Origin of the sequence: Nitrospirillum pindoramense (assembly GCF_007827955.1) — a bacterium.
Classification (GTDB): Bacteria; Pseudomonadota; Alphaproteobacteria; order Azospirillales; family Azospirillaceae; genus Nitrospirillum; species Nitrospirillum amazonense_B.
On sequence record NZ_VITR01000010.1, the window covers coordinates 105,684 to 126,103 of the forward strand.

General features: G+C 66.2%; 14 protein-coding genes. 10 read left to right on the top strand and 4 right to left on the bottom strand.

The annotated features are described in order from the left end of the window. The first annotated feature begins 73 nt into the window (after positions 1-73). From FBZ90_RS17400 to FBZ90_RS17435, 8 genes are all read left to right on the top strand, one after another. Positions 74-1,354, top strand: coding sequence for an aminotransferase class V-fold PLP-dependent enzyme (locus FBZ90_RS17400; protein WP_145734027.1), 1,281 nt, complete (start codon positions 74-76; stop codon positions 1,352-1,354). A 119-nt stretch (positions 1,355-1,473) separates the two neighbouring features. Continuing rightward, on the top strand, positions 1,474-2,964 hold the full coding sequence (locus FBZ90_RS17405) for a S10 family peptidase (protein ID WP_145734028.1): 1,491 nt from the start codon (positions 1,474-1,476) through the stop codon (positions 2,962-2,964). An 82-nt stretch (positions 2,965-3,046) separates the two neighbouring features. Then, positions 3,047-4,960, top strand: coding sequence for an alpha/beta hydrolase family protein (locus FBZ90_RS17410; protein WP_246130469.1), 1,914 nt, complete (start codon positions 3,047-3,049; stop codon positions 4,958-4,960). A gap of 210 nt (positions 4,961-5,170) precedes the next feature. Continuing rightward, positions 5,171-7,327, top strand: a complete 2,157-nt coding sequence (locus tag FBZ90_RS17415) for an amidohydrolase family protein (RefSeq protein WP_246130470.1) — start codon at positions 5,171-5,173, stop codon at positions 7,325-7,327. A gap of 94 nt (positions 7,328-7,421) precedes the next feature. Then, positions 7,422-8,942, top strand: coding sequence for a S10 family peptidase (locus FBZ90_RS17420; RefSeq protein WP_145734032.1), 1,521 nt, complete (start codon positions 7,422-7,424; stop codon positions 8,940-8,942). 16 nt (positions 8,943-8,958) lie between these two features. Then, complete coding sequence (locus FBZ90_RS17425) at positions 8,959-10,281, top strand: APC family permease (protein ID WP_186455873.1); 1,323 nt, start codon at positions 8,959-8,961, stop codon at positions 10,279-10,281. A 294-nt stretch (positions 10,282-10,575) separates the two neighbouring features. Continuing rightward, on the top strand, positions 10,576-12,756 hold the full coding sequence (locus FBZ90_RS17430; RefSeq protein WP_145734037.1) for a TonB-dependent siderophore receptor: 2,181 nt from the start codon (positions 10,576-10,578) through the stop codon (positions 12,754-12,756). A 272-nt stretch (positions 12,757-13,028) separates the two neighbouring features. Further along, complete coding sequence (locus FBZ90_RS17435) at positions 13,029-14,228, top strand: IS256 family transposase (protein WP_145734039.1); 1,200 nt, start codon at positions 13,029-13,031, stop codon at positions 14,226-14,228. A gap of 167 nt (positions 14,229-14,395) precedes the next feature. Here the strand turns inward: FBZ90_RS17435 and FBZ90_RS17440 are convergent, their stop codons facing one another. Further along, complete coding sequence (locus FBZ90_RS17440) at positions 14,396-14,689, bottom strand: DUF779 domain-containing protein (RefSeq protein ID WP_145734041.1); 294 nt, start codon at positions 14,687-14,689, stop codon at positions 14,396-14,398. An 89-nt stretch (positions 14,690-14,778) separates the two neighbouring features. On the opposite strand from FBZ90_RS17440, the gene FBZ90_RS17445 reads away from it, so the two are divergent. Further along, a complete protein-coding gene (locus FBZ90_RS17445) occupies positions 14,779-15,153 on the top strand; it encodes a response regulator (protein WP_145734043.1) in 375 nt (124 codons plus the stop codon). 1 nt (position 15,154) lies between these two features. Here the strand turns inward: FBZ90_RS17445 and FBZ90_RS17450 are convergent, their stop codons facing one another. The 3 genes from FBZ90_RS17450 to adh form a co-directional block, all read right to left on the bottom strand. Beyond that, positions 15,155-16,072, bottom strand: coding sequence for a helix-turn-helix domain-containing protein (locus FBZ90_RS17450; protein WP_145734044.1), 918 nt, complete (start codon positions 16,070-16,072; stop codon positions 15,155-15,157). 205 nt (positions 16,073-16,277) lie between these two features. After that, the gene (locus tag FBZ90_RS17455; protein ID WP_145734046.1) at positions 16,278-16,691 is read right to left on the bottom strand and encodes a DUF779 domain-containing protein; all 414 of its coding nucleotides are present in this window, start codon (positions 16,689-16,691) and stop codon (positions 16,278-16,280) included. A gap of 20 nt (positions 16,692-16,711) precedes the next feature. Beyond that, entirely contained in the window at positions 16,712-18,232 is a 1,521-nt protein-coding gene (gene adh, locus FBZ90_RS17460; protein ID WP_145734048.1) for an aldehyde dehydrogenase, read from the bottom strand. A gap of 276 nt (positions 18,233-18,508) precedes the next feature. On the opposite strand from adh, the gene FBZ90_RS28670 reads away from it, so the two are divergent. Then, positions 18,509-20,398 (top strand): sigma-54-dependent Fis family transcriptional regulator, encoded by a 1,890-nt coding sequence (locus FBZ90_RS28670; protein ID WP_145734050.1) that lies wholly within the window; start codon positions 18,509-18,511, stop codon positions 20,396-20,398. The last annotated feature ends 22 nt before the right edge of the window (positions 20,399-20,420 follow it).

The window sequence follows — 20,420 nt, forward strand, 5'->3', positions numbered from 1 at the left end:
CCCCTTCGATCTGTCTTGACTGGGCGAACCGCGCCGGCCGCGCCCCCACCAGCCGTGGATGTTATGGATGAGAATGACGCGCAGGGACGTGATGCTGGCCGCTGGCACCCTGTCCGCCGGTACCTTGACCATGGCTGAAATCGTACCGGCCGCTGCGGCGCCGCAATCCGCGCCCGCCCCGGGGAAATCCGCGCTGCCCCGACAGCTGCCCGACAAATCGTCGTTCCTGACGGGCGAGGGGGTCTACCTGGACTCCGGATCACAGCATCCCATCAGCTTCGGCGCCCGGACCGCCGTCGACACCTACCTGTCCAAGCGCATGCTGGACCCGGCGGCCGCGCACTATGACCTGCCGGACGATGGCGTGCGGGAGAAGTTCGCCCGCCTGGTCAACGCCGATCCCGACGACATCGCCTATGTCCAGAGCACCACGGCGGGGGAGCAGATGGTGCTGCGCGGCCTGGGGCTTCCCCATTCAAACGCGAATGGGTCAGGCGGGCACATCGTCACCGACACGCTGCACTTCTTCGGCTCCCTGCCGCTGTATGAGGAGATGCAGCGCCATGGCGTGGAGGTCACGTGGGTGGAGCCCAAGGACGGCCGCATCCTGCTGGACGACCTGAAGCAGGCCATCCGCAAGGACACCCGGCTGGTGGCCCTGTCTTTGGTCTCCACCATCAATGGCTTCCAGCACGACCTGAAAGCGGTGTGCGACCTGGCGCATGCCCACGGCGCCCTGGTCTATGCCGACATCATCCACGCCGCGGGCTGCGTGCCGGTGGATTTGAAGGGCAGCGGCGTCGATTTCGCCGCCTGCGCCAGCTACAAATGGCTGATGGGCGATTTCGGCCTGGGCTTCATCTACGGCACCAAGGCCGCCCGCGCCCTGCTGACCCGCACCGAATACGGCTATTACGGGATGAGCGCGTTCAAGCCGCACGTCTATCCCTTCGACCCGCCCGGCGACATGATCGCCGACTATGCCTACGCCGATACGGCGGAGGGCACCTTTGCCCATGGCACCCACGCCCATACGGTCATCGCCCAGTTGGACCACTCCCTGGATTACATCCTGGGCATGGGCGTGCCGGCTATCCAGGCGCATGCCCAGGACCTGATCAACCGGCTGAAGCGGGAGCTGCCCAAGCTGGGCTACAGCCTCATGACGCCGCCAGAGGCCACAACGCCCCTGGTCACCTGCGCCTATGAGAACGCGCGGGAGAAGCTGGGGCCGAAGCTGGCAGCGGCCAAGATCAAGATGACGGTCAGCGCCAACCGCTTCCGCGTCACCCCTTCGGTGTTCAACGACCACACCGATATCGACCGGGTACTCGCCGCACTCGGTCACGCCTGAGGTCGTGCGTTCAGGTGGCCTGTTAAAAAGAGAGTTTTGGCAGTTGGGTTCATTATGAAAAGTCCGGTTTGGCGGGTAACGAGCCATCGTCCCCGCCCGCCGGCGGCAGGGGGATTGTCATGCGCGGGCTGATGCGGTGTGTCGTGGCAGGGCTGGCACTGACGCTTATGGCCACCCCTGGATTGGCCGGCGCCCAAGGCGTGCCCGTGCCGGAGATCGCCGGGCCGGTTGTGGGCCCGGTGACAACGCCGCACAGCGTCATGCTGAACGGCAAGACGGTGCGCTACACCGCCACGTTCACGGAAACGGTGCTGAAGGACGCCGCCGGCAGGCCCTTGGCCACCCTTTCCGCCACCGCCTATGTGGCTAGCCCGGTGGTGAAGACGCGGCCGGTGCTGTTCGTGTTCAACGGCGGCCCCGGCGCCTCCTCCTCACCGCTGCATTTCGGCGCCTTCGGTCCGCGCAGCATCGTCAAGGGACCGGATGGCAAACGCGCCATGGCCGACAACCCGCACAGCCTGCTGGCGGATGCCGACCTGGTGTTCATCGACCCCGTGGGCACCGGCTTCAGCCGCGTGCTGCCCGGTGGCGACGGCCACCCCTATTGGAATGCCGATGGCGATGCCCTGGCGGTGTTGGGCCTGATCCGGGACTGGTTGCGCGATCAGGGCCGCGCCGGCTCCCCCCTCTACATCGCCGGGGAAAGCTATGGCGGCTTCCGCCTGGCCACGATGATGAAGTTCGCGGGTGACCTGCCCATCGGCGGCCTGATCCTGATTTCCCCCGCCCTGGACTTCACGGCGACGGCGGAGGCGCCCGGCAACGACCTGCCCTACATCTTCGCGCTGCCGGCCATGGCGGTGACGGCCTGGAAGCACGGCCGCGCCAAGATCGACGCCCAGACGCCGGACCAAGTGTTCCAGATCGCCGCCGACTATGCCGAAGGGCCCTACGCCCTGGCCCTGCTGAAGGGCGGACGCCTGCCGGCGGCGGAACGCGACGCCGTGGCCACCCGCCTGGCCGATTTGATTGGCCTGCCGGCCAAGACCATCGCCGACTCCGGCCTGCGCGTCGGCACCCAAACCTTCCTGGAAACGCTGCTGGCCGATCAGGGCCTGGTGGTGAGCCGTCTGGACGGCCGCGTCACCGGGCCGGCCCCCAGGGACACCCCCGCCGACCGCCCGGCCGCCGCCAAGGACCCGGCGCTGGGCCTGGGGTCCAGCAACGTCATCACCTCCGCCGTCGCCACCGATTACTTCAAGCATGAGTTGGACGTGCCGGTGGATCGCGACTATGTGTCCCTGACCCTTGACGTGAACTTCGGGTGGGACTTCAGGCCGGCCAAGCGCGACGATCAGTTCTACCTCAACGCCGCGCCCGCCATCGCGCCCGTCATGCGGACCCAGCCCAAGACCCGCCTGCTGCTGGTCGGCGGCTATTACGATCTGGCCGTGCCGCTGCTTTCCGCCCGCTATGCCATCGAGCGGGCGGGCATTCCTCTTGACCGCGTGACCGTTGCCGCCTTCGATGCGGGTCACAGCCCCTTCGACGGGGAAGCGGGGCAGGGTCGGATGCAGGAGATGATGCATGGTTTTTTGGTGGGGCGTTGACCGATCGAAAATGGCCCGGCGGGGCGTTGGTCGCTGGGGGACGGGTCAACGGTTCTTGGCGGCATCGGTGGCGGCCGTTGGCGTGTTGGCAGTGACAGGGGCCCATGCGGAAAGCCTGCATCAATATTCCGGCCTGACCCTGTCAGGTAACGGCAAGCGCCTGGCCGTGGTTGAGGCCGACAAGGCGGAAGGCGCAGGCAGCGCCGGCCATGGCGCAGTCGTGGTGCGCGGCACGGACGGCACGGTGGCGCTGAAGGTGGACCCGTGCGACGCCTGCCGCTATGGCAACCCCGCCTGGTCCCCGGACGACAGGACGCTGGCCTTCGTCGGCAGTGCCGGCGGGCAGGCGGTGCTGTACCTCATGGATGGCGCCACCGCGCGCCCCTTGGCCGCCATACAGGGGCTGGCCCACACGCCGCGCTGGTCGCCGGATGGCCGGGAAATCGCCCTGCTGGTGACAGAGAACGCCAAGAAGGAGGCAGGTGCCACCCAGGCCGGCGCCCGCCAGGTAGGGGAGCAGGGCGAGGGCGACGATGTCCAGCGCATCGCCATCGTCACGGTGGCCAGCGGCGCGGTGAAACTGGTCAGCCCGGCGCGGACCTACGTCTACGAATATGATTGGACGCCGGATGGCCAGGGCTTCGTCGCCACGGCGGCGGAGGGCAATGGCGACAACAACTGGTGGATCGCCAGCCTGCGCGCCTTCGGGCGCGATGGTTCCGCCCGCGTCATCGCCAGCCCCGCCACCCAGATCGCCTTCCCGCGTGTCTCGCCCGACGGCAAGACCGTGGCCTTCATCGGTGGGCTGATGAGCGACTTCGGCTCCTTCGGGGGCGATGTCTACACCGTGCCTTTCCAAGGAGGGCAGCCCAAGGACGTGACCGCCGGCTATGCCGGCACGCTGACCTCCCTGGCGTGGCGCGGCAATCGCCTGGTGGCGGGCGTCACGGTTGGTGGCGAGACGGGCAGCGCCGTGGTCGACCCGGCCAAGGGCACCGTCGCCGAGGTCAGGACGGCGCCCGCCACCCGCAGCGCCGGCGACGGCCGCGTGGCGCTGGACCGTGCCGGCACCAGCGCCGCCTGGGTGGCGGAAGGCTTCGATTTCGGTCCGCGCATCGAATACGGCCGCCTGGGTGATCTGGCCGCCATCACCCATGACAACGACGCCCTGGCGCCGCTGGTCACCGTCACCGACCTGACCTGGAAGAACGATGGCATGGCCGTCCAGGGCTGGCTGGTGACGCCCAGGACGCCGGTCGCGGACGGCGCCAAGCGGCCCATGGTGGTGAACATCCACGGCGGCCCCTCCGCCGCGCACACGCCGCGCTTCGTCTGGGGCGACATCATGGCCGCCTTCGCCAAGGCCGGCTATGCCGTGTTCCTGCCCAACCCGCGCGGCAGCTTCGGGCAAGGGGAGGGGTTCACCCGCGCCAACATCCGCGACTTCGGCGGCGGCGACCTGCGCGACATCATGACCGGCATCGACAGGGCGGAAGCGCAGGCCCCCATCGACGACGCGCGGCTGATGATCTTCGGCCGCAGCTATGGCGGCTTCATGAGCATGTGGGCGATCACCCAGACCCAGCGCTTCAAGGCCGCCGCCATCGGCGCCGGCTTGTCGGACTGGTACTCCTATTACGGCCAGAACGGCATCGACCGCTGGATGATCCCCTTCTTCGGCGCGTCGGCGTATGAGGACCCGGAAATTTACGACCGGCTGTCGCCCATCCGGCACGTCCGCGCCGTGAAGACGCCCACCCTGCTGCATGTGGGGGAGCGCGACATCGAAACCCCGGTGATGCAGACGCGGGAGTTCTGGCACGCGCTGCGCGCCCTGGGCGTGGAGACCAGCTTCGTCGTCTACGCCGACGAGGGCCATGTCATGCAGAAGGCGGAGAACATCGAGGACCTGAACCGCCGCACCATCGACTGGTTCGAGCGGCACATCGGCACCGCCGGCGGAACCGCCGGCGCCCATGGCGGGGCCCAGCCCTGACCGGCAGCACCATGACCGGCACCGCTATGCCCGAAGTGGCACCGGGGCGGCATAGTTTATGCGGCCCCGGTCCTGTTCATCCCATATCGGCATAATCTATCCGGCAAGCCCGCGATAGGCTTTTGCCAACACAGGGAATTCCGGCCTGGGCGATGCCTGGGCCGGTCTCGGGCCGGTAACGGCCCGATGGGAAAAGCAGGAGCACCGGGCATGAAAAAGCGCGTTCCCCCCAGAAGTTCCCCGAGCCGTGCGGCATCCGGCACCTGGAAGGTCCAGGCCGTCCTGCTGGCCCTTGCCATGGGTGCCGCCGCGGGGGCGCAGGCCGCGCCGGTGATCGAAAAACTGGTCATCATCCAGAACGGGGAAACGGTGGGCACCGTCACCGGTGTCACCGATGGCGCCTCGGTCAGCGTCGACTACTACGTCGACGACAACGGCCGCGGCCCGAAGCACAAGGAGACTCTGACCATCGGCGCCGGCGGTATCCCCACCCGTTGGACGGTGGCCGGCACCTCGCTGATGGGGGGCGGGGTCAATGAGAGCTTCACGTGGGAAGGGGGCCAGGCAAGCTGGATAAGCCAGGCGGACAAGGGCACGGTGCCCGCGGCCAAGGCGCCGCTGTACGTGGTTAACGATGACAGCCCCTGGGCCCTGGGCGTTTACGCCCGCGCCCTGCTGAAGGCGCCGGGCAACAGCCTGCCGCTGCTGCCGGCCGGCAGCATGCGCCTGGTCAAGGTCAAGGCCACCACGCTGGGCCAGGGCAAGGACGCCGTGCCCCTGACGCTCTACCGGATTGAAGGCGTGAACCTGGCGCCAGACTATGTGCTGCTGGACAAGGCGGGCCGCCTGTTCGCCACCTTCGGCGGACACGAACTGACCATCCGCCAGGGCCATGAGAAGGAGTCGCATGCCATCCAGGCCCTGGGTACCGAAGCAGAGCGCACCCTGGCGCGTGACCGGCAGAAGATGCTTGCCCACCGCTACAGCCAGCCGGTGCGCATCCGCAACGTCCATGTCTTCGACCCGCGCACGGGCACGCTGGGCGGCCTGTCCACCGTCATCGTGCTGCGCGACCGCATCACCGCCGTCCTGCCAGCGGAGCAGGATGGCAGCCCGGTTGACGACCAGGTGATCGTGGACGGGCAGGGCGGCACGCTGCTGCCCGGCCTGCATGACATGCATTCCCACACCACGCTCAATTCCGGCCTGTTCTACCTAGCCGCCGGCGTCACCGAGACGCGGGACATGGGCAACGACAATGCCTTCCTGCAGGACCTGATGCCACGCATCGAAGCGGGGGAACTGGCGGGCCCGCGCATCACGCCCAATGGCTTCCTGGAAGGCCGCAGCCCCTATTCCGCGCGCTATGGCATCATCCCGGAAACGGTGGCCGACGCGGTCAAGGCCGTGGACTGGTATGCCGACCGCGGCTATTTCCAGATCAAGATCTACAATTCCATGACGCCGGACTGGGTGCGCCCTATCGCGGACGAGGCGCACAAGCGCGGCATGACCGTCACCGGCCACGTGCCGGCCTTCGACACGCCCGACCGCTGCATCAGGGACGGCTACAGCGAGATCACCCACATCAACCAGCTGATGCTGGGCTGGCTCCTGAAGCCGGAGGAGGACACCCGCACACCCCTGCGCCTCACGGCCATGGCGCGCGCCGCCGACCTGGACCTGAACTCCGCCCCCGTGCAGGCGACGGTGAACCTGATGGAGGAGGGGCACATCGCCCACGACCCCACCGCCGTCATCCTGGAACGCCTGATGCTGAGCCGCGCCGGCGCAACCCCGCCAGGCGATGTCGATTACCTCGACAACATGCCCATCGGCTATCAACGCTATCGCAAGCGCACCTTCGTGCCCCTGAAGTCGCCGGCCGACGACCAGGCCTATGTGAAAGCCTTCGCCAAGGTGCTGGCGACGCTGAAGCTGCTGCACGACAAGGGCATCCGCCTGCTGCCGGGCACGGACGACGTCACCGGCTTCACCGTGCATCGGGAGATGGAACTGTACACATTGGCCGGGATCAGCCCGGCCGAGGTGCTGCGGCTGTCCACCCTGTCGCCCGAGGAATATATGGGCCACGGCGATTTGGGCACGGTGGAGCGCGGCAAGCTGGCCGACCTGGTGCTGATCGCCGGCGACCCGACGCGGGACATTCGCGCGGTGAAGAAGCCGCGCCTGGTGATGAAGGGCGGGGCGATCTACTACCCCAGCGAAATCTACCAGTCGCTGAGCATCAAGCCCTTCGCCGACGCCCCGCCGGTCACGGCACCCAAGGCGGACGCCGGCCCCGGCGATAGCCTGGGCGCGCCCGGCCTGTTCGGCGGCGGCCACGATGACGACATGGGCGACTGAGCCGAAGCAGGTTTCTGGGGAGCGTAGCGGACTGGAAACCGAGGATAAGCCAAGCCTGCGGATGCAGGCGCCCGGTGCTTGAGGGAACAAAAAAATGGGCAACTACAAGACGGCGTTGATGGTGGGCGTTATGCTGGCCTGCCTGGCAGGCGAAGCTTCGAACGCGGCGGAGGTGGGCGGGGGGCCCGCCACGGCCGGCGCACCGCGCGTGTTCACCTCCGACCACAGCGGCACCTTCAATGGGCGGAAGCTGCGCTATACGGCGACGGTGGCGGAAACCATCCTGACCGATCCGGCCGGGCAGAAGACGGCCAGCGTCTTCACCACCAGCTACATCCGCACCGACGTGCCCAAGGGCACCGTGCGCCCTGTCGTGTTCGTCTTCAACGGCGGCCCGGGTTCCGCCAGCCTGTGGCTGCACATGGGTTTTGTCGGGCCCAAGCGGGTCGACTTCGCCGACCCGGTACACCCGCCGACCACGCCGCCCTTCCATACGGTGGATAACCCCGACAGCCCGCTGGACGCGGCCGACATCGTGCTGATCGACCCGCCCGGCACCGGCTATAGCCGCATTCTGCCGGCCGGCAAGCCGGAGCAGTATTACGGCACCGCCCAGGATGCGCAGATGACCGTCGAGGTGATCGAGCGCTGGACGCGGGAGCATGACCGCTGGAACGCGCCCAAGTACCTCATGTCCGAAAGCTACGGCACCATCAGGGCTGCCGTGGTCGCCCGCCTGCTGGCCGGCGGGCCCATGGCGACCGGCACCATGGACGGCATGACTCTGAACGGCGTCATCCTGCTGGGCCAGTCCATGGACATGAGCGGTTCCGGCGGGGACGACGCCCGGTACCTGACGGCGCTGCCCACCCTGGCCGCCACCGCCTGCCATCACCACAAGGGCCCAGCCGGCTGCACGGCCGAGGGCCAAGTGGCCGCCGCCCGGGCCTTCGCCGCCGACCGCTACCTGAAAGCCCTTTATGCCGGCAACACCCTGCCGGACGCGGAGCGGGAGGCGGTGACGGCGCAGTTGGCCAGCTTGACCGGCCTGCCGCCGGCCGTCATCACCGCCAACGATTTGCGCATCAGCGCCACCACCTTCGCGCACACCTTGCTGGCGTCCGAGGGGCAGGAGATCGGGGCCTATGATGGCCGCTACACCCTGCCGCTGGCTGGCAGCGGCAAGGACCCGGTGGCCGACGATCCGGCCATGGGCCAGTACGTGCCAGGCTTCGTCGGCGCCTTCGACGGCTATATCCGCCATGACCTGGGCGTGACGGTACCGGAGGCGTATGAGGCGATCTCCTTCCGCGCCGTCAACGGCCGCTGGGACTATGGCAAGGGACCGGGTGAGGGGGCGGATGCCAATTTCGCCAAGGATCTGGCCATCGCCATGCGCCGCAACCCGCGCCTGCGCGTCATGGTGGGGGCCGGCTATTACGACTTGGTGACCACGCTGGGCTCCGCCGCCTTCACCATCGCCCACGCCGGCATCCCGCAGGACCGCACCGAAACCCACCTCTACCCCTCGGGCCACATGCCCTATCTGGGCGATGAGGCGCGGGCCACCCTGGCCCGCGACGTACGCGCCTTCCTTGCCGCCGAAACGAAGTAGGGACAAAACAGACCTCATGAGCGACAGCAAGACTGGCCCTGCACCCGCTGGCTTGAAGCAGGGCGTCACCCTGATCGACCTGGTGATGCTGGGGGCGGGTACCGCCATCGGCGCCGCCATCTTCTCTGTGCTCGGCCCCGCCACACAGGTGGGCGGCGCCGGCATCCTGGTGGCGGCCGGGCTGGCCGCCTTACCCATGGTGTTGTTCGCCCTGGTCTACGCCTACATGGCGTCCGCCGTGCCCCGCACCGCCGCCTCCTACGAATGGCAGCGGCAGTTCAGCCACCCGCTCATCGCCTTTTCCATCGTCTGGCTGCGGGTGCTCAGCAATGCCGTGGTCATGATCGTGCTGGGCCGGGTGCTGATGAACTATCTGGGCATGGTGCTGCCCCTGCCGGCGGTGCCGGTCATCCTGGGCCTGTTCACCCTGATCTTCGCCCTCAACTACCTGGGCGTGGCCGTGGCGGCGCGGGCCCAGACGGTACTGATGATCATGCTGCTAGGCCTGTTCGCCGTGCTGGTGGTCAGTGGCGCCCCGGCGATGAAGCCGGAACTGTTCGTGCAGGCGGTGACCGGCGGCTGGACACCCATCCTGGCGGCCCTGCCGCTGATGATCCAGTTGTTCCTGGGCATCGAGACCGCGACCGAGGTGGGGGAGGAGGTCAAGAACGCCAAGGTGGTGGTGCCCTGGGGCATCGCGCTGGGCCTGCTGCTGACCGTGGTGGTCTACGTCGCCGTCTCCTTCACCGCGCTCAGCGTCGTGGGACCGGACGCTCTGGGCTCGGCCAAGGCGCCTTTGCTGCTGGTGGCGCAGGTCACGCTGGGCCGCTGGGCCACGCCCCTGATCGTCACGGCGGCGGTGGCCGCGCTGATCAAGTCGATGAATGCCATCTTCCTGGTCTACGCCCGCTTCCTTTACGCCATGGGCGCCACCGGCGTGTTGCCGGCGCCGTTGGGCCGCATCCACCCACGCTTTGGCACGCCGCACGTGGCGACGGCGGTGGCCTTCCTGGCGTCGTGCATCGGGCTGTTCCTGCCCGACAGCCTGCTGTTCCTGCTGCTGTCCATCAACGTGCCGACCATGATGAAGTATTTCGGCTCGTGCCTGGCCGCCTACAACGTGGCGGACAAACACCCGGAGGTGCGGGCCCAGGCCCGGCTGCGTTTCAGCCCCGGCCTGGTGAAGGCGCTGTCGGCCCTGGGCATGCTGGCCGCCCTGGTCATCGCGGCCCTGGGCTTTGGCACCGACTGGCGACCCTATGCCTTGCTCACCGTCTGGCTGGCGCTGGGATTGGCATATTACTTCCGGACCTGGCGGTGGCGGGCGGCGGCGATCTGAGCACTTTGGGACGATCTGAAACACCCGACACATAAGGAAGCAGAACCCGAAGGAGGCCTCGGGGGAGGGAATGGCCGCCACGCGGAAATGCGAGTGATTCTTATTGACTGTTCCCCGATATTCCGCGAAGCCTGAGGCCGCCACATCAAGATGGTTAATCCACCTGAATTGCATGGGGCGATGCAGGCGGAGGTGAGGTCGTGCGCGGCCCCAATATGCGACTAGCTCTTAATCGCATTTTTCCGCTGGTGGTGGTGCAGCGAGATTTTTGGGATTGTGGGGAGAACTCAGGTGATGAAGTCCAGGAAAGCGGCGTGCTTGCATGCCGCCTATCTCATGGGCACCGTGGCGCTGCTGGCCCTGGTGCCAGGCGGGGTGGCGCACGGGGCGGATGGCACCGACGGCGCGGTGTCCACGGACACGTTGGCGACGATTGACGTCTATGCGGACCGGGAGAACGCCCAGACGGTCGCGACCAAGCTGCCCATGACGCCACACGAACTGCCCCAGTCGCTGTCGGTTCTCGGCGCGGAACAGGTGCAGGAACAGAAGCTGGTCACCCTGGACGACGCCATGCGCCAGACGCCAGGCGTGATCGTCGAGCCCATAGACGGCAACCGTGTGAATTTCTATTCACGGGGCTTCGAGATCATCAACCTGCAGTATGACGGCATTCCCACCACCATGGATGACCGCATCTTCGCGCCGCCGGATCTGGCGGTCTTCGACAAGGTGGAGGTGCTGAAGGGCCCCGCCGGCTTGCTGGCCGGCTTTGGCGGCCCAGGCGGTGCCATCAACCTGGTGCGCAAGGTGCCGCTCAGCACCACGGCCGGCTATACCAACCTGACCGTCGGCTCGTGGGATAACTATCGGCTTGAGGGTGATTTCACGGGTCCTCTGAATGAGGCCGGTACCGTCCGCGGCCGGCTGGTCGGCGCGTTTCAGGAGCGGGACAGCTTCCAGGACTGGACGCATCAGAAGCGGCTGCTGGGCTATGGCACGATGGGGGCCGACCTGACGCCCGACACCACGGCCACCGTGGGCGCGTACCGGCAGGAGAACGACTACAAGGGCGGCTGGAACCTGCCGGGTAAGGTCAACGTGGTGGGCGGAAAATATGTCCTGAGCCTGCTGGATGTGCCGCGCTCCACATCGCTGGGGGAGAAATGGAACGATGACCAGTTCACCACCACCGGCGCCTTCGCCAATGTGGAGCATCGCTTCGGCAACGGCTGGCACATCAACTTGGGCACGCAGTACCTGGACAATGTGTTGGACCGGGTCATGGCTTATGCCTACGCCCCGGTGATCGCCGGCCAGAATACCACCACGATGTATGCCCAGAAGGTGCGCTACGACCAGTCGCAGGCGGGTACCGACATTTCCGCCTCCGGCCCCTTCAGCCTGTTCGGCCAGGTGCACGAGGCGGTGATCGGCGCCAGTTATGAACGGACCGAGTTCCGTGCCCGTTCCGCCAACGGCTACAACCCCAACGGCAGTATCTGGTCGTCTACGGTCAATGCCTATTCCCCGGTGGCGACGGCGGCGGAACCGGTGTGGGCCCCCTGGCAGCGGGACGACAGTACCCTGACCCAGACCTACAGCACCTATGGGGCGGTACGGCTGCGCCTGCTGGACCCGCTGCGCCTGATCGCCGGGGTGCGCGCGACCTGGTGGGACACGGCGGTCGACACCGCCCTTCCAACCAACACCCCGCGCAGCACGGCCTCAATCAATGGCAAGGTCACGCCCAATGCCGGCCTGGTCTATGAGGTGAACCCGGCCGTGGCGCTCTACACCAGCGTCACCAAAGTCTTTGAACCGCAGTCCTACACGGATGCCAGCGGCAAGGTGCTGAAGCCCCTGCAGGGCCTGCAGTACGAAGTCGGCACCAAGGTGGACTTGTTCGAAGGCCGCCTGCATAGCAGCGTGGCGCTCTTCCATGTCGATGAGGAAAACCGCGCCCAGGCCGACACGCGCTATCCCAACCAGTCCATCTATCTGGCCCAGGGCAAGGCGCGGAGCCAAGGCGTGGAACTGGACCTGACGGGCGAGGTGCTGCCCGGCTGGACCGTCACCGCCGGTTACGCCTACACCTTCGCGGAAAATCTGGATAGCAGCGTCACCGACAGCAGCGCCTTCAGCGCCATCGCGCCCAAGCATTCCTTCAAGCTGTGGACCAACTACCGCTTGCCGGAAAGCCTGGACCGGCGCTGGACCATCGGCGGTGGCGCCACGGTGCAGTCGGCCATGTCCAACACCTTCCCCACGCTTGGCAACGCCGTGTTGACCCAGGGCGGCTACGCCGTGTTCGACGCCCGCGTCGGTTTCGACGTGACGGAAAAAGTCAGCATCGCGGCCAATGTGAAGAACCTGTTCGACCGCACCTACTACCAGCGCATCGGCACACCGCAGTCGGGCAACATCTATGGCGAACCCCGGTCCGTGCTGGTGACCCTGCAGGCCAAGCTGTGACCCTGACGGGGGCGTGCCTTTGCCCCCGTCAGGGCGATGCCGCCAGAGCGGATCGCAAGAATGCGAAATCGCTATGAAGCGTGAATCCGCTCGCTGACAAGGACCTGGAACCGAGCGCGGTCACGTCCCCCCGGATGGTGTAGCAGGCACCGGTGCCGGAACAGCCCTGTAGGACGGCGTAGCCGGCCGGAAGGGCTGCCCCGGCGGGCGGTCATCGTGGGTCTTCGGTAAAGTCTGGTCACCACAACTATCCCCAACCGAGGGTGACCACGATGACCGACGAGATGATGGCACTGCGCAGCATGCTGGAAAAGGGCGCAGACGCCGATGTGCTGAGGCAGATGATCGGCTTTGCCGCTGAGCGGCTGATGGAATTGGAAGTCCATGCCCTGACCGGGGCGGCGCCTGGGGAGCGGTCACCCGACCGCCTGGTCCAGCGCAACGGCTACCGCGACCGCGACTGGGAAACCAGGGCCGGCACGGTGGAACTGCGCATCCCCAAGCTGCGCAAGGGCAGCTACTTCCCGGGCTTCCTGGAGCCCCGGCGCATGGCGGAAAAGGCGCTGACCGCCGTCATCCAGGAAGCCTATATCCAGGGCATCTCCACCCGCTCGGTGGACGACCTGGTGCAAGCCATGGGCATGTCGGGAATATCCAAGAGCCAGGTCAGCCGGTTGTGCGCCGACATCGACGACCGGGTGAAGGCCTTCCTCGACCGGCAGATCGAGGGTGACTGGCCCTATCTCTGGATCGACGCCACCTATGTGAAGGTCCGCCAGGACAAGCGCACCGTCTCGGTCGCCGTCACCATCGCCATGGCGGTCAACAGCGACGGCCGCCGCGAGGTGCTGGGCATGGACATCGGCCCGTCGGAGGCGGAAACTTTCTGGACCGACTTCCTGCGCAAGCTCAAACGCCGGGGGCCGAAAGGCGTCAAGCTGGTCGTCTCTGACGCCCATGAGGGCATCAAGGCCGCCGTCGCCAAGGTGTTCTGCGCCACCTGGCAGCGCTGCCGGGTGCATTTTATGCGCAACGTCCTGGCCCACGCCGGCAAGAACGGCCGCCGCGTCGTCTCCGCCTTCATCGCCACCGCCTTTGCCCAGAACGATGCCGCCGCGGCCAGAGCCCAGTGGCGCCAGGTGGCCGATCAACTCCACCCCAAGGTGCCCAAACTCGCCACCCTGCTGGACGAGGCCGAGAACGACGTGCTGGCCTACATGACCTTCCCGAAGGAACATCGGGCCAAGATCCACTCCACGAACCCCATCGAACGCCTCAATGGCGAGATCAAGCGCCGCACCGAGGTCGTCGGAATATTCCAAAACGAGGCCGCCATCACCCGCCTCGTCGGTGCCATCCTATTGGAACAGAACGATGAATGGGCCGTCCAACGCGCCCGTTACATGACCCTTGAGACCATCGCTCCGCTCAGCGATGATCCAACCATCATGCTGGCCACAATGGCCGCATGACACAGCCGGCCAGATATGCCGGAGAGCACGACGCCAAAGCGCGAGCTACACCACGTCAGGGGACACGATCCCGAGCGCGTTTAACCGAAACGTGCTCGGTTCCTAGAGCAGACTCAGCGAGAACCGCCTGCGCCTGGTTTTAAGCAGCCGGCTCCGGACGCAGACTTTCAAGGCCCTGCATCCTTGAACAGCCGCGACCGGGTGAGAATGCGCACGCCCTCCAGGGAGAACATGCCGCCCCGGCCGGGAAACGGGTCGATGATAAGGCGGGTGTGCTTCCAATATTCGGACCGGCCTTCCCCCTGTTGAGGGCTGCCGCCGATCTCACCCAGCAGGACGTCGCCATCACCCACCACAAATTCGCCGGTGGAGCGCTGCGGTCGCGGCGGCGCCCCCTTATTCCCAGCGCAGCATGTCCATTCCCGGAGCGCAGGACACTGAAAATTCGTTCTGCCTTCCATGGAATTCTGATTAAATTTTCTGAAAATGCCTCACATGGCGACACGAGAAATACTTTTAAATTTGGAATGCCTACTACAGGGAATTGAATATGCCTACTTGCCTGATTATTGATGACGATGAAATCATTCGCCGCGTTATGAAAGCGATGCTTTTACATCTTGGATGCAGCCGGGTGTGGGATGTTGCCGGCGGGCAGGAGGCGTTGGCTCTGCTTGGCGAAAATTCACCCGACATGATTTTTGTGGATTGGGTGATGCCGGGAATGAGCGGCCCGGATCTCATAAAGAAGATAAGGATGCTACCTAAAGGTAATTTACCCAAGATAGTGATGTTCTCATCTGAATGCAATATGAATAGGATCAATCATGCCTTTGACGCCGGGGCCGATGATTATCTACTAAAACCAACAAACATCGATTTACTGCTGAAGAGAATCCAAAATATGGGCTTTCTTGTCCAATAGTCTACTTTCCAGCTGTGACCTGTCGATATTTCGTGGGAGACATCCCATAGGCTTTGCGAAAGCGGGCCGTGAAGTGGTCGGCATTTGAAAAGCCTGCCAGCACGGCGATCTCTGAAATGTTCTTGTTATCCAGGCGACGATTGGCCAGCAGTGCGCGAGACCGCTCAAGCCGCAGGGTCCACAACTCCGCCATGAAACTTGTTCCCGTGGCGCAGAACAGCGAATGGAGGGTCCGTACGGAAATTCCATGCTCCGCCGCAAAGCCGGCGGGGCTAAGGGAGGGGCTGGAGAGGCGGTCACGCATATCCGAGCGCAGTCGGTCGAAAAGAGAGCGACCGCTGGCGCGGAGTGGCGCCGCATCTGGGCCGGCACATAACGCCAATAAACCGGCGATATTTTCCGCGATGTCGGCGGCGGGAAGCGCCAAGCCCCCCATTGTTTTGGGGGAGATCTCCAACATCATCTCCGCGATGGCTTTTCCCCACCCGGATATGGTCGATATTTCACTAAAGAACAATCCCGTCGGAACCGAACCGATTGAACGAATCCAAGATTTTTCAAAATATAAAGTTACAAACTCCACCGGCCCCTTCATTTCAGCTTGAAACGGGCTTGATATGGGATTGCAATACACATCACCAGGACGCCAATACAACTCATCTGAATTTGAATATATCTTGCCATTTCCCTTTCTGATCAGGGAAAGGCACAATATTTCGAGTCCATCCCTGGATATGTGAAAGGGCAAGCGCTGCGCCTGGATGTCGCTAAGCCAAAATTGGGTCACCTTCCCAAAGCCAAAGTCCACATATTCGGTGCTGGCGCTGAAATGATCGGCATCACGAAAGTCACACCGGACGCCATGGCAGGCATCCCCGACGTGATCGGCCCAGTATTCTTTTGCCTCCCGCTGCCCCATTCCCTCGGTGCTGAACCGGATAACGTCACTCGACAAACTACCCCCGTCGCACCGATGAAGGGTGCGTGCGCAGTGTGCATAAGGAGTATATTATATATTGAATAAATTCAGGCCGGAGGAGGGATGTATGGTTAACGCCCGGCCTGAAAGGATAGGTTTTATGGTTAATTATTCCTAGTTTGGGTAGATCGGGGCTGAGCGCCTGTCAGACACCGAGGGGCGTCGCTTCCAGCGCCCTGTTCTCCTCATCCGTGAACAGCCGCGACCGGGTGAGGAACCGCAGGCCCTCCGGCCCTTCCAGGGAGAACATGCCGCCCCGGCCGGGAACCACGTCTATGGTCAGGCGGGTGTGCTTCCAGTATTCGAACTGGGCCTTGCCCATGTAGAAGGGCTGGCCGCCGATCTCACCCAGCAGGACATCGCCGTCGCCCACCATGAACTCTCCGCGCGGGTAGCACATGGGGGCACTGCCGTCGCAGCAGCCGCCGGACTGGTGGAACAGCAGGGGGCCATGACGGGCCTCCAGCCTTTTGATCAGCGCCAGGGCGTTCGGGGTGACGTCCACCCGGACCACCTTGGCAGGTGATCCGGGGGTCACGTCGGCCCGGCTTTCTGACATCAGATCCGCCGGGCCCGTCATCAGAAGAAGCCCAAGGCGTTGGGGCTGTAGCTGACCAACTGGTTCTTGGTCTGCTGGTAATGGTCCAGCATCATGGCGTGGTTTTCACGCCCGATGCCGGACTGCTTGTAGCCGCCGAAGGCCGCGTGGGCCGGATACAGGTGATAGCAGTTGGTCCACACGCGGCCCGCCTGGATCTCCCGGCCGAAGCGATAGGCGCGGTTGATGTCGCGCGTCCACACGCCGGCCCCCAGGCCATACAGCGTGTCGTTGGCGACGTGCAGCGCCTCTTCCTCATCCTTGAAGGTGGTGACGGCCACGACCGGGCCGAAAATCTCCTCCTGGAAGATGCGCATGCGGTTGTGGCCCTGGAACACGGTGGGCTGGACGTAGAAACCGCCGGCCAAGTCGCCCGACAGTTCCGCCCGGGCACCACCGGCCAGGACCTTGGCACCCTCCTGCTTGCCGATGTCGAGGTAGGAGAGAATCTTCTCCAACTGCTCGGAGGAGGCTTGGGCGCCGATCATGGTATCGCCGTCCAGCGGGTTGCCCTGCTTGATGGCCCGGACGCGGGCGAGCGCCTTGTCCATGAAGCGGCCATACAGGCTTTCCTGGATCAGGGCGCGCGAGGGGCAGGTGCAGACCTCGCCCTGGTTCAGGGCGAACATGACGAAGCCCTCGACCGCCTTGTCGAGGAAGGCGTCATCCTGCGCCGCCACGTCGTCGAAGAAGATGTTGGGCGACTTGCCGCCCAGTTCCAGCGTCACCGGGATCAGGTTTTGCGACGCGTACTGCATGATCAGCCGGCCGGTCGTCGTCTCACCGGTGAAGGCGATCTTGGCGATGCGGGAACTGGACGCCAGGGGCTTGCCGGCCTCGACACCAAAGCCGTTGACGACGTTGATCACGCCTTTGGGCAGCAGGTCCTGGATCAGTTCCATCAGCACCAGGATGCTGACCGGGGTCTGCTCCGCCGGCTTCAGCACCACGCAGTTGCCGGCCGCGAGGGCGGGGGCCAGCTTCCACGTCGCCATCAGCAGCGGGAAGTTCCAGGGGATGATCTGGCCCACCACGCCCAGCGGCTCGTGGTAATGGTAGGCGATGGTGTTGTGGTCGATCTCCGAGATGCCGCCTTCCTGCGCGCGGATGGCGGCGGCGAAATAGCGGAAATGGTCGGCGGCCAGCGGGATGTCGGCGGCGCGCGTCTCGCGGATGGGCTTGCCGTTGTCCCAGGTTTCCACCGTGGCCAGGGTTTCCAGGTTGTCGTCGATGCGCTGGGCGATGCGCTCCAGCACCCGGGCGCGGTCGGCGGCGGAGGTGCGGCCCCAGTCGCGCTTGGCGGCGTGCGCCGCGTCCAGCGCGCGCTCGATATCCTCCGCGTTCGACCGCGGCACCTCGCAGATGACTTGGCCGGTGATGGGGGTGGTGTTCTGGAAATACTCGCCGGACGCGGGCGGCACCCACTCGCCGCCAATGAAATTGCCATAGCGGCTCTTGAACGAGACCGGGCTGCCATACTGTCCGGGGGCGATCTTGGCCATGTAACGTGTCCTCCAGCTTGTTTTGCGCCTCAGGCGGGCGGTTTGCGCTGGGCTCTCAATGGCAAGGGCCGTGCCAACCTCGTTGGTCTTTTCAGGAATCCCGTCGGATCAAGCCCTTAATCCATGCCACTTAGGTCGGGTTGCGGGGCCGGTCGATCTGCCTCATGCTGCCGTTCAAAGACAGGCGCCGGAACTGTCGCGAGCCGCGACAGCCGCGCAACACCTGTCGCAACAATCGGGCTTGCGACACCCGTCGCGGCATATGGGAGGATAGGCATGGCGAACGCCCCGCACAGCCCGGCGATGGCCGTGGCGCGTGAGCGATTGGGCGAGGCGGGTGGCCTGGAGGGCGCGCCCATCCCGCTGGTTATCGCCCGGTCTTGGCGGCGTTGCGCCGACCGGGGCCTGCGCGCGGACCGGCCGGCCCACCAGGACCCGCTGCCACGCGCCGATCTGGCGGCGTTGCGCGACCGTCATCATACCTTGATGCATCTTGCGACACCCGAGCTGGACACCCTGCACCGGGCGATGCGGGATCTGGGCGGCATGGTGCTGCTGACCAACGACCGGGGTCTGATCCTGGACGCGCGCGGGGATGCCGGTTTTGTTCGCCGCGCCCGCCGCGTCTCGCTCCAGCCCGGCGCCGGGTGGGGGGAGGATGACGAGGGCACCAACGCCGTGGGCACGGCTCTGGCCGAGCGCGCCCTGGTCCAGGTGCGGGGGCCCGAGCACTACCTGACCGACAACGCCTTCCTCATCTGCACCGCCATGCCGGTGACCGATCCCTATGGCGCCGTGGCGGGGGTGATCGACTTGTCGGGCGACACCCGCCATCCCCGGGCGGACGCCCATGGCCCCGATGCCCAGGCCCTGGCCCGCCTGGCGGTGGCCCATCTGGAACACCGCTGGGCCGTGCGAGCCGCCGAGGGGCATGAGGCGCTGATCCGCCTGCACGCCCATCCGGCCTGGCTGGGCACCCCGCAGGAAGGGCTGCTGGCGGTGGACGACGGCATCATCCAGGCGGCCAACCCGGCGGCGTTGACCCTGTTGGGCCTCGGGAATGAGGCCCTCGGCCGGGTCCGCCTGGACAGCGTGCTGAGCGGCGGACTGGAGCGGGGCGACCGGCTGGTGCGAACGGTGGCGGAGGATCGCCCCCTGCATGCCCGCATGACGACGCCGGGCAAACGCCGCCCGTCCACCTCTCGGCCGTCCGCCCGCCGTCCCGCGCGGCAGGATCAGGGGATGACTGCGGGCAGGGACGGCATCCTGTGGGACGCCACCACCCGCCCCCTGCTGGACCGCGCCATCCTGGCGCTGGACGCCGGCATTCCCATCCTGCTGCAGGGGGAGACGGGCTCGGGCAAGGAGGTGTTCGTGCGCGCGGCCCACGCCGCCTGCGGCCGCGCGCAGGCCCCGCTGGTGGCGGTCAATTGCGCCGCCATTCCGGAGGGGCTGCTGGAATCGGAACTGTTCGGCTATGAGGACGGGGCCTTCACCGGCGCCCGGCGGGGCGGGCACCGGGGCCAGATCCGCCAGGCCGACGGCGGCATCCTGTTCCTGGATGAGATCGGCGACATGCCGCCGGCGCTTCAGGCCCGCCTGCTGCGCGTGCTGCAGGATGGCGAGGTGACACCCGTGGGCGGCCGGCCGGTGAAGGTGGATTTCCTGCTGGTCACCGCCACCCACCGCGACCTGGCGGCCTGCGTGGCCCAAGGCACCTTCCGCGCCGACCTCTATTACCGGCTGAAACACCTGGTGGTGACCCTGCCGCCCCTGCGCGATCGCCCGCTGGACGCCATCATCGATGCGCTGCTGGCCAGCTTTGGCGCCGATGACCGGGGTATCCGCTTGGCCCCGGCCACCCGCACCCTGTTGCGCCGCCACGATTGGCCCGGCAACCTGCGCGAACTGGCCAACCTGCTGCGCACCCTGGTGGCGCTGTCACCGCCCGGCGCCCTGATCACCCCGGCCGACCTGCCGGCGGATTTGGCGGGCCGGGCCCCCAAGGACCTGGGCACGGCAACCCACCCCACGCCCAGCCTGAAGGCGCGGGAGGACGACGCCATCCGCCAGGCCCTGGCCCGCCACCGGGGAAATGTCAGTGCCGCCGCCCGGGAACTGGGCGTGCACCGCAGCACCCTGCACCGGCGCCTGCGACCGGACTGACCCTGGGGCCAGCCGGGGGAAA

Bases quoted from the DNA above. Each gene is read 5' to 3' on its own strand.
- FBZ90_RS17400 (WP_145734027.1), top strand. From the start codon at position 74: ATGACGCGCAGGGACGTGATGCTGGCCGCTGGCACCCTGTCCGCCGGT.
- FBZ90_RS17405 (WP_145734028.1), top strand. From the start codon at position 1,474: ATGCGCGGGCTGATGCGGTGTGTCGTGGCAGGGCTGGCACTGACGCTT.
- FBZ90_RS17415 (WP_246130470.1), top strand. From the start codon at position 5,171: ATGAAAAAGCGCGTTCCCCCCAGAAGTTCCCCGAGCCGTGCGGCATCC.
- FBZ90_RS17420 (WP_145734032.1), top strand. From the start codon at position 7,422: ATGGGCAACTACAAGACGGCGTTGATGGTGGGCGTTATGCTGGCCTGC.
- FBZ90_RS17425 (WP_186455873.1), top strand. From the start codon at position 8,959: ATGAGCGACAGCAAGACTGGCCCTGCACCCGCTGGCTTGAAGCAGGGC.
- FBZ90_RS17430 (WP_145734037.1), top strand. From the start codon at position 10,576: ATGAAGTCCAGGAAAGCGGCGTGCTTGCATGCCGCCTATCTCATGGGC.
- FBZ90_RS17435 (WP_145734039.1), top strand. From the start codon at position 13,029: ATGACCGACGAGATGATGGCACTGCGCAGCATGCTGGAAAAGGGCGCA.
- FBZ90_RS17440 (WP_145734041.1), bottom strand. From the start codon at position 14,689: ATGGAAGGCAGAACGAATTTTCAGTGTCCTGCGCTCCGGGAATGGACA.
- FBZ90_RS17445 (WP_145734043.1), top strand. From the start codon at position 14,779: ATGCCTACTTGCCTGATTATTGATGACGATGAAATCATTCGCCGCGTT.
- FBZ90_RS17450 (WP_145734044.1), bottom strand. From the start codon at position 16,072: ATGGGGCAGCGGGAGGCAAAAGAATACTGGGCCGATCACGTCGGGGAT.
- FBZ90_RS17455 (WP_145734046.1), bottom strand. From the start codon at position 16,691: ATGTCAGAAAGCCGGGCCGACGTGACCCCCGGATCACCTGCCAAGGTG.
- adh (WP_145734048.1), bottom strand. From the start codon at position 18,232: ATGGCCAAGATCGCCCCCGGACAGTATGGCAGCCCGGTCTCGTTCAAG.
- FBZ90_RS28670 (WP_145734050.1), top strand. From the start codon at position 18,509: ATGGCGAACGCCCCGCACAGCCCGGCGATGGCCGTGGCGCGTGAGCGA.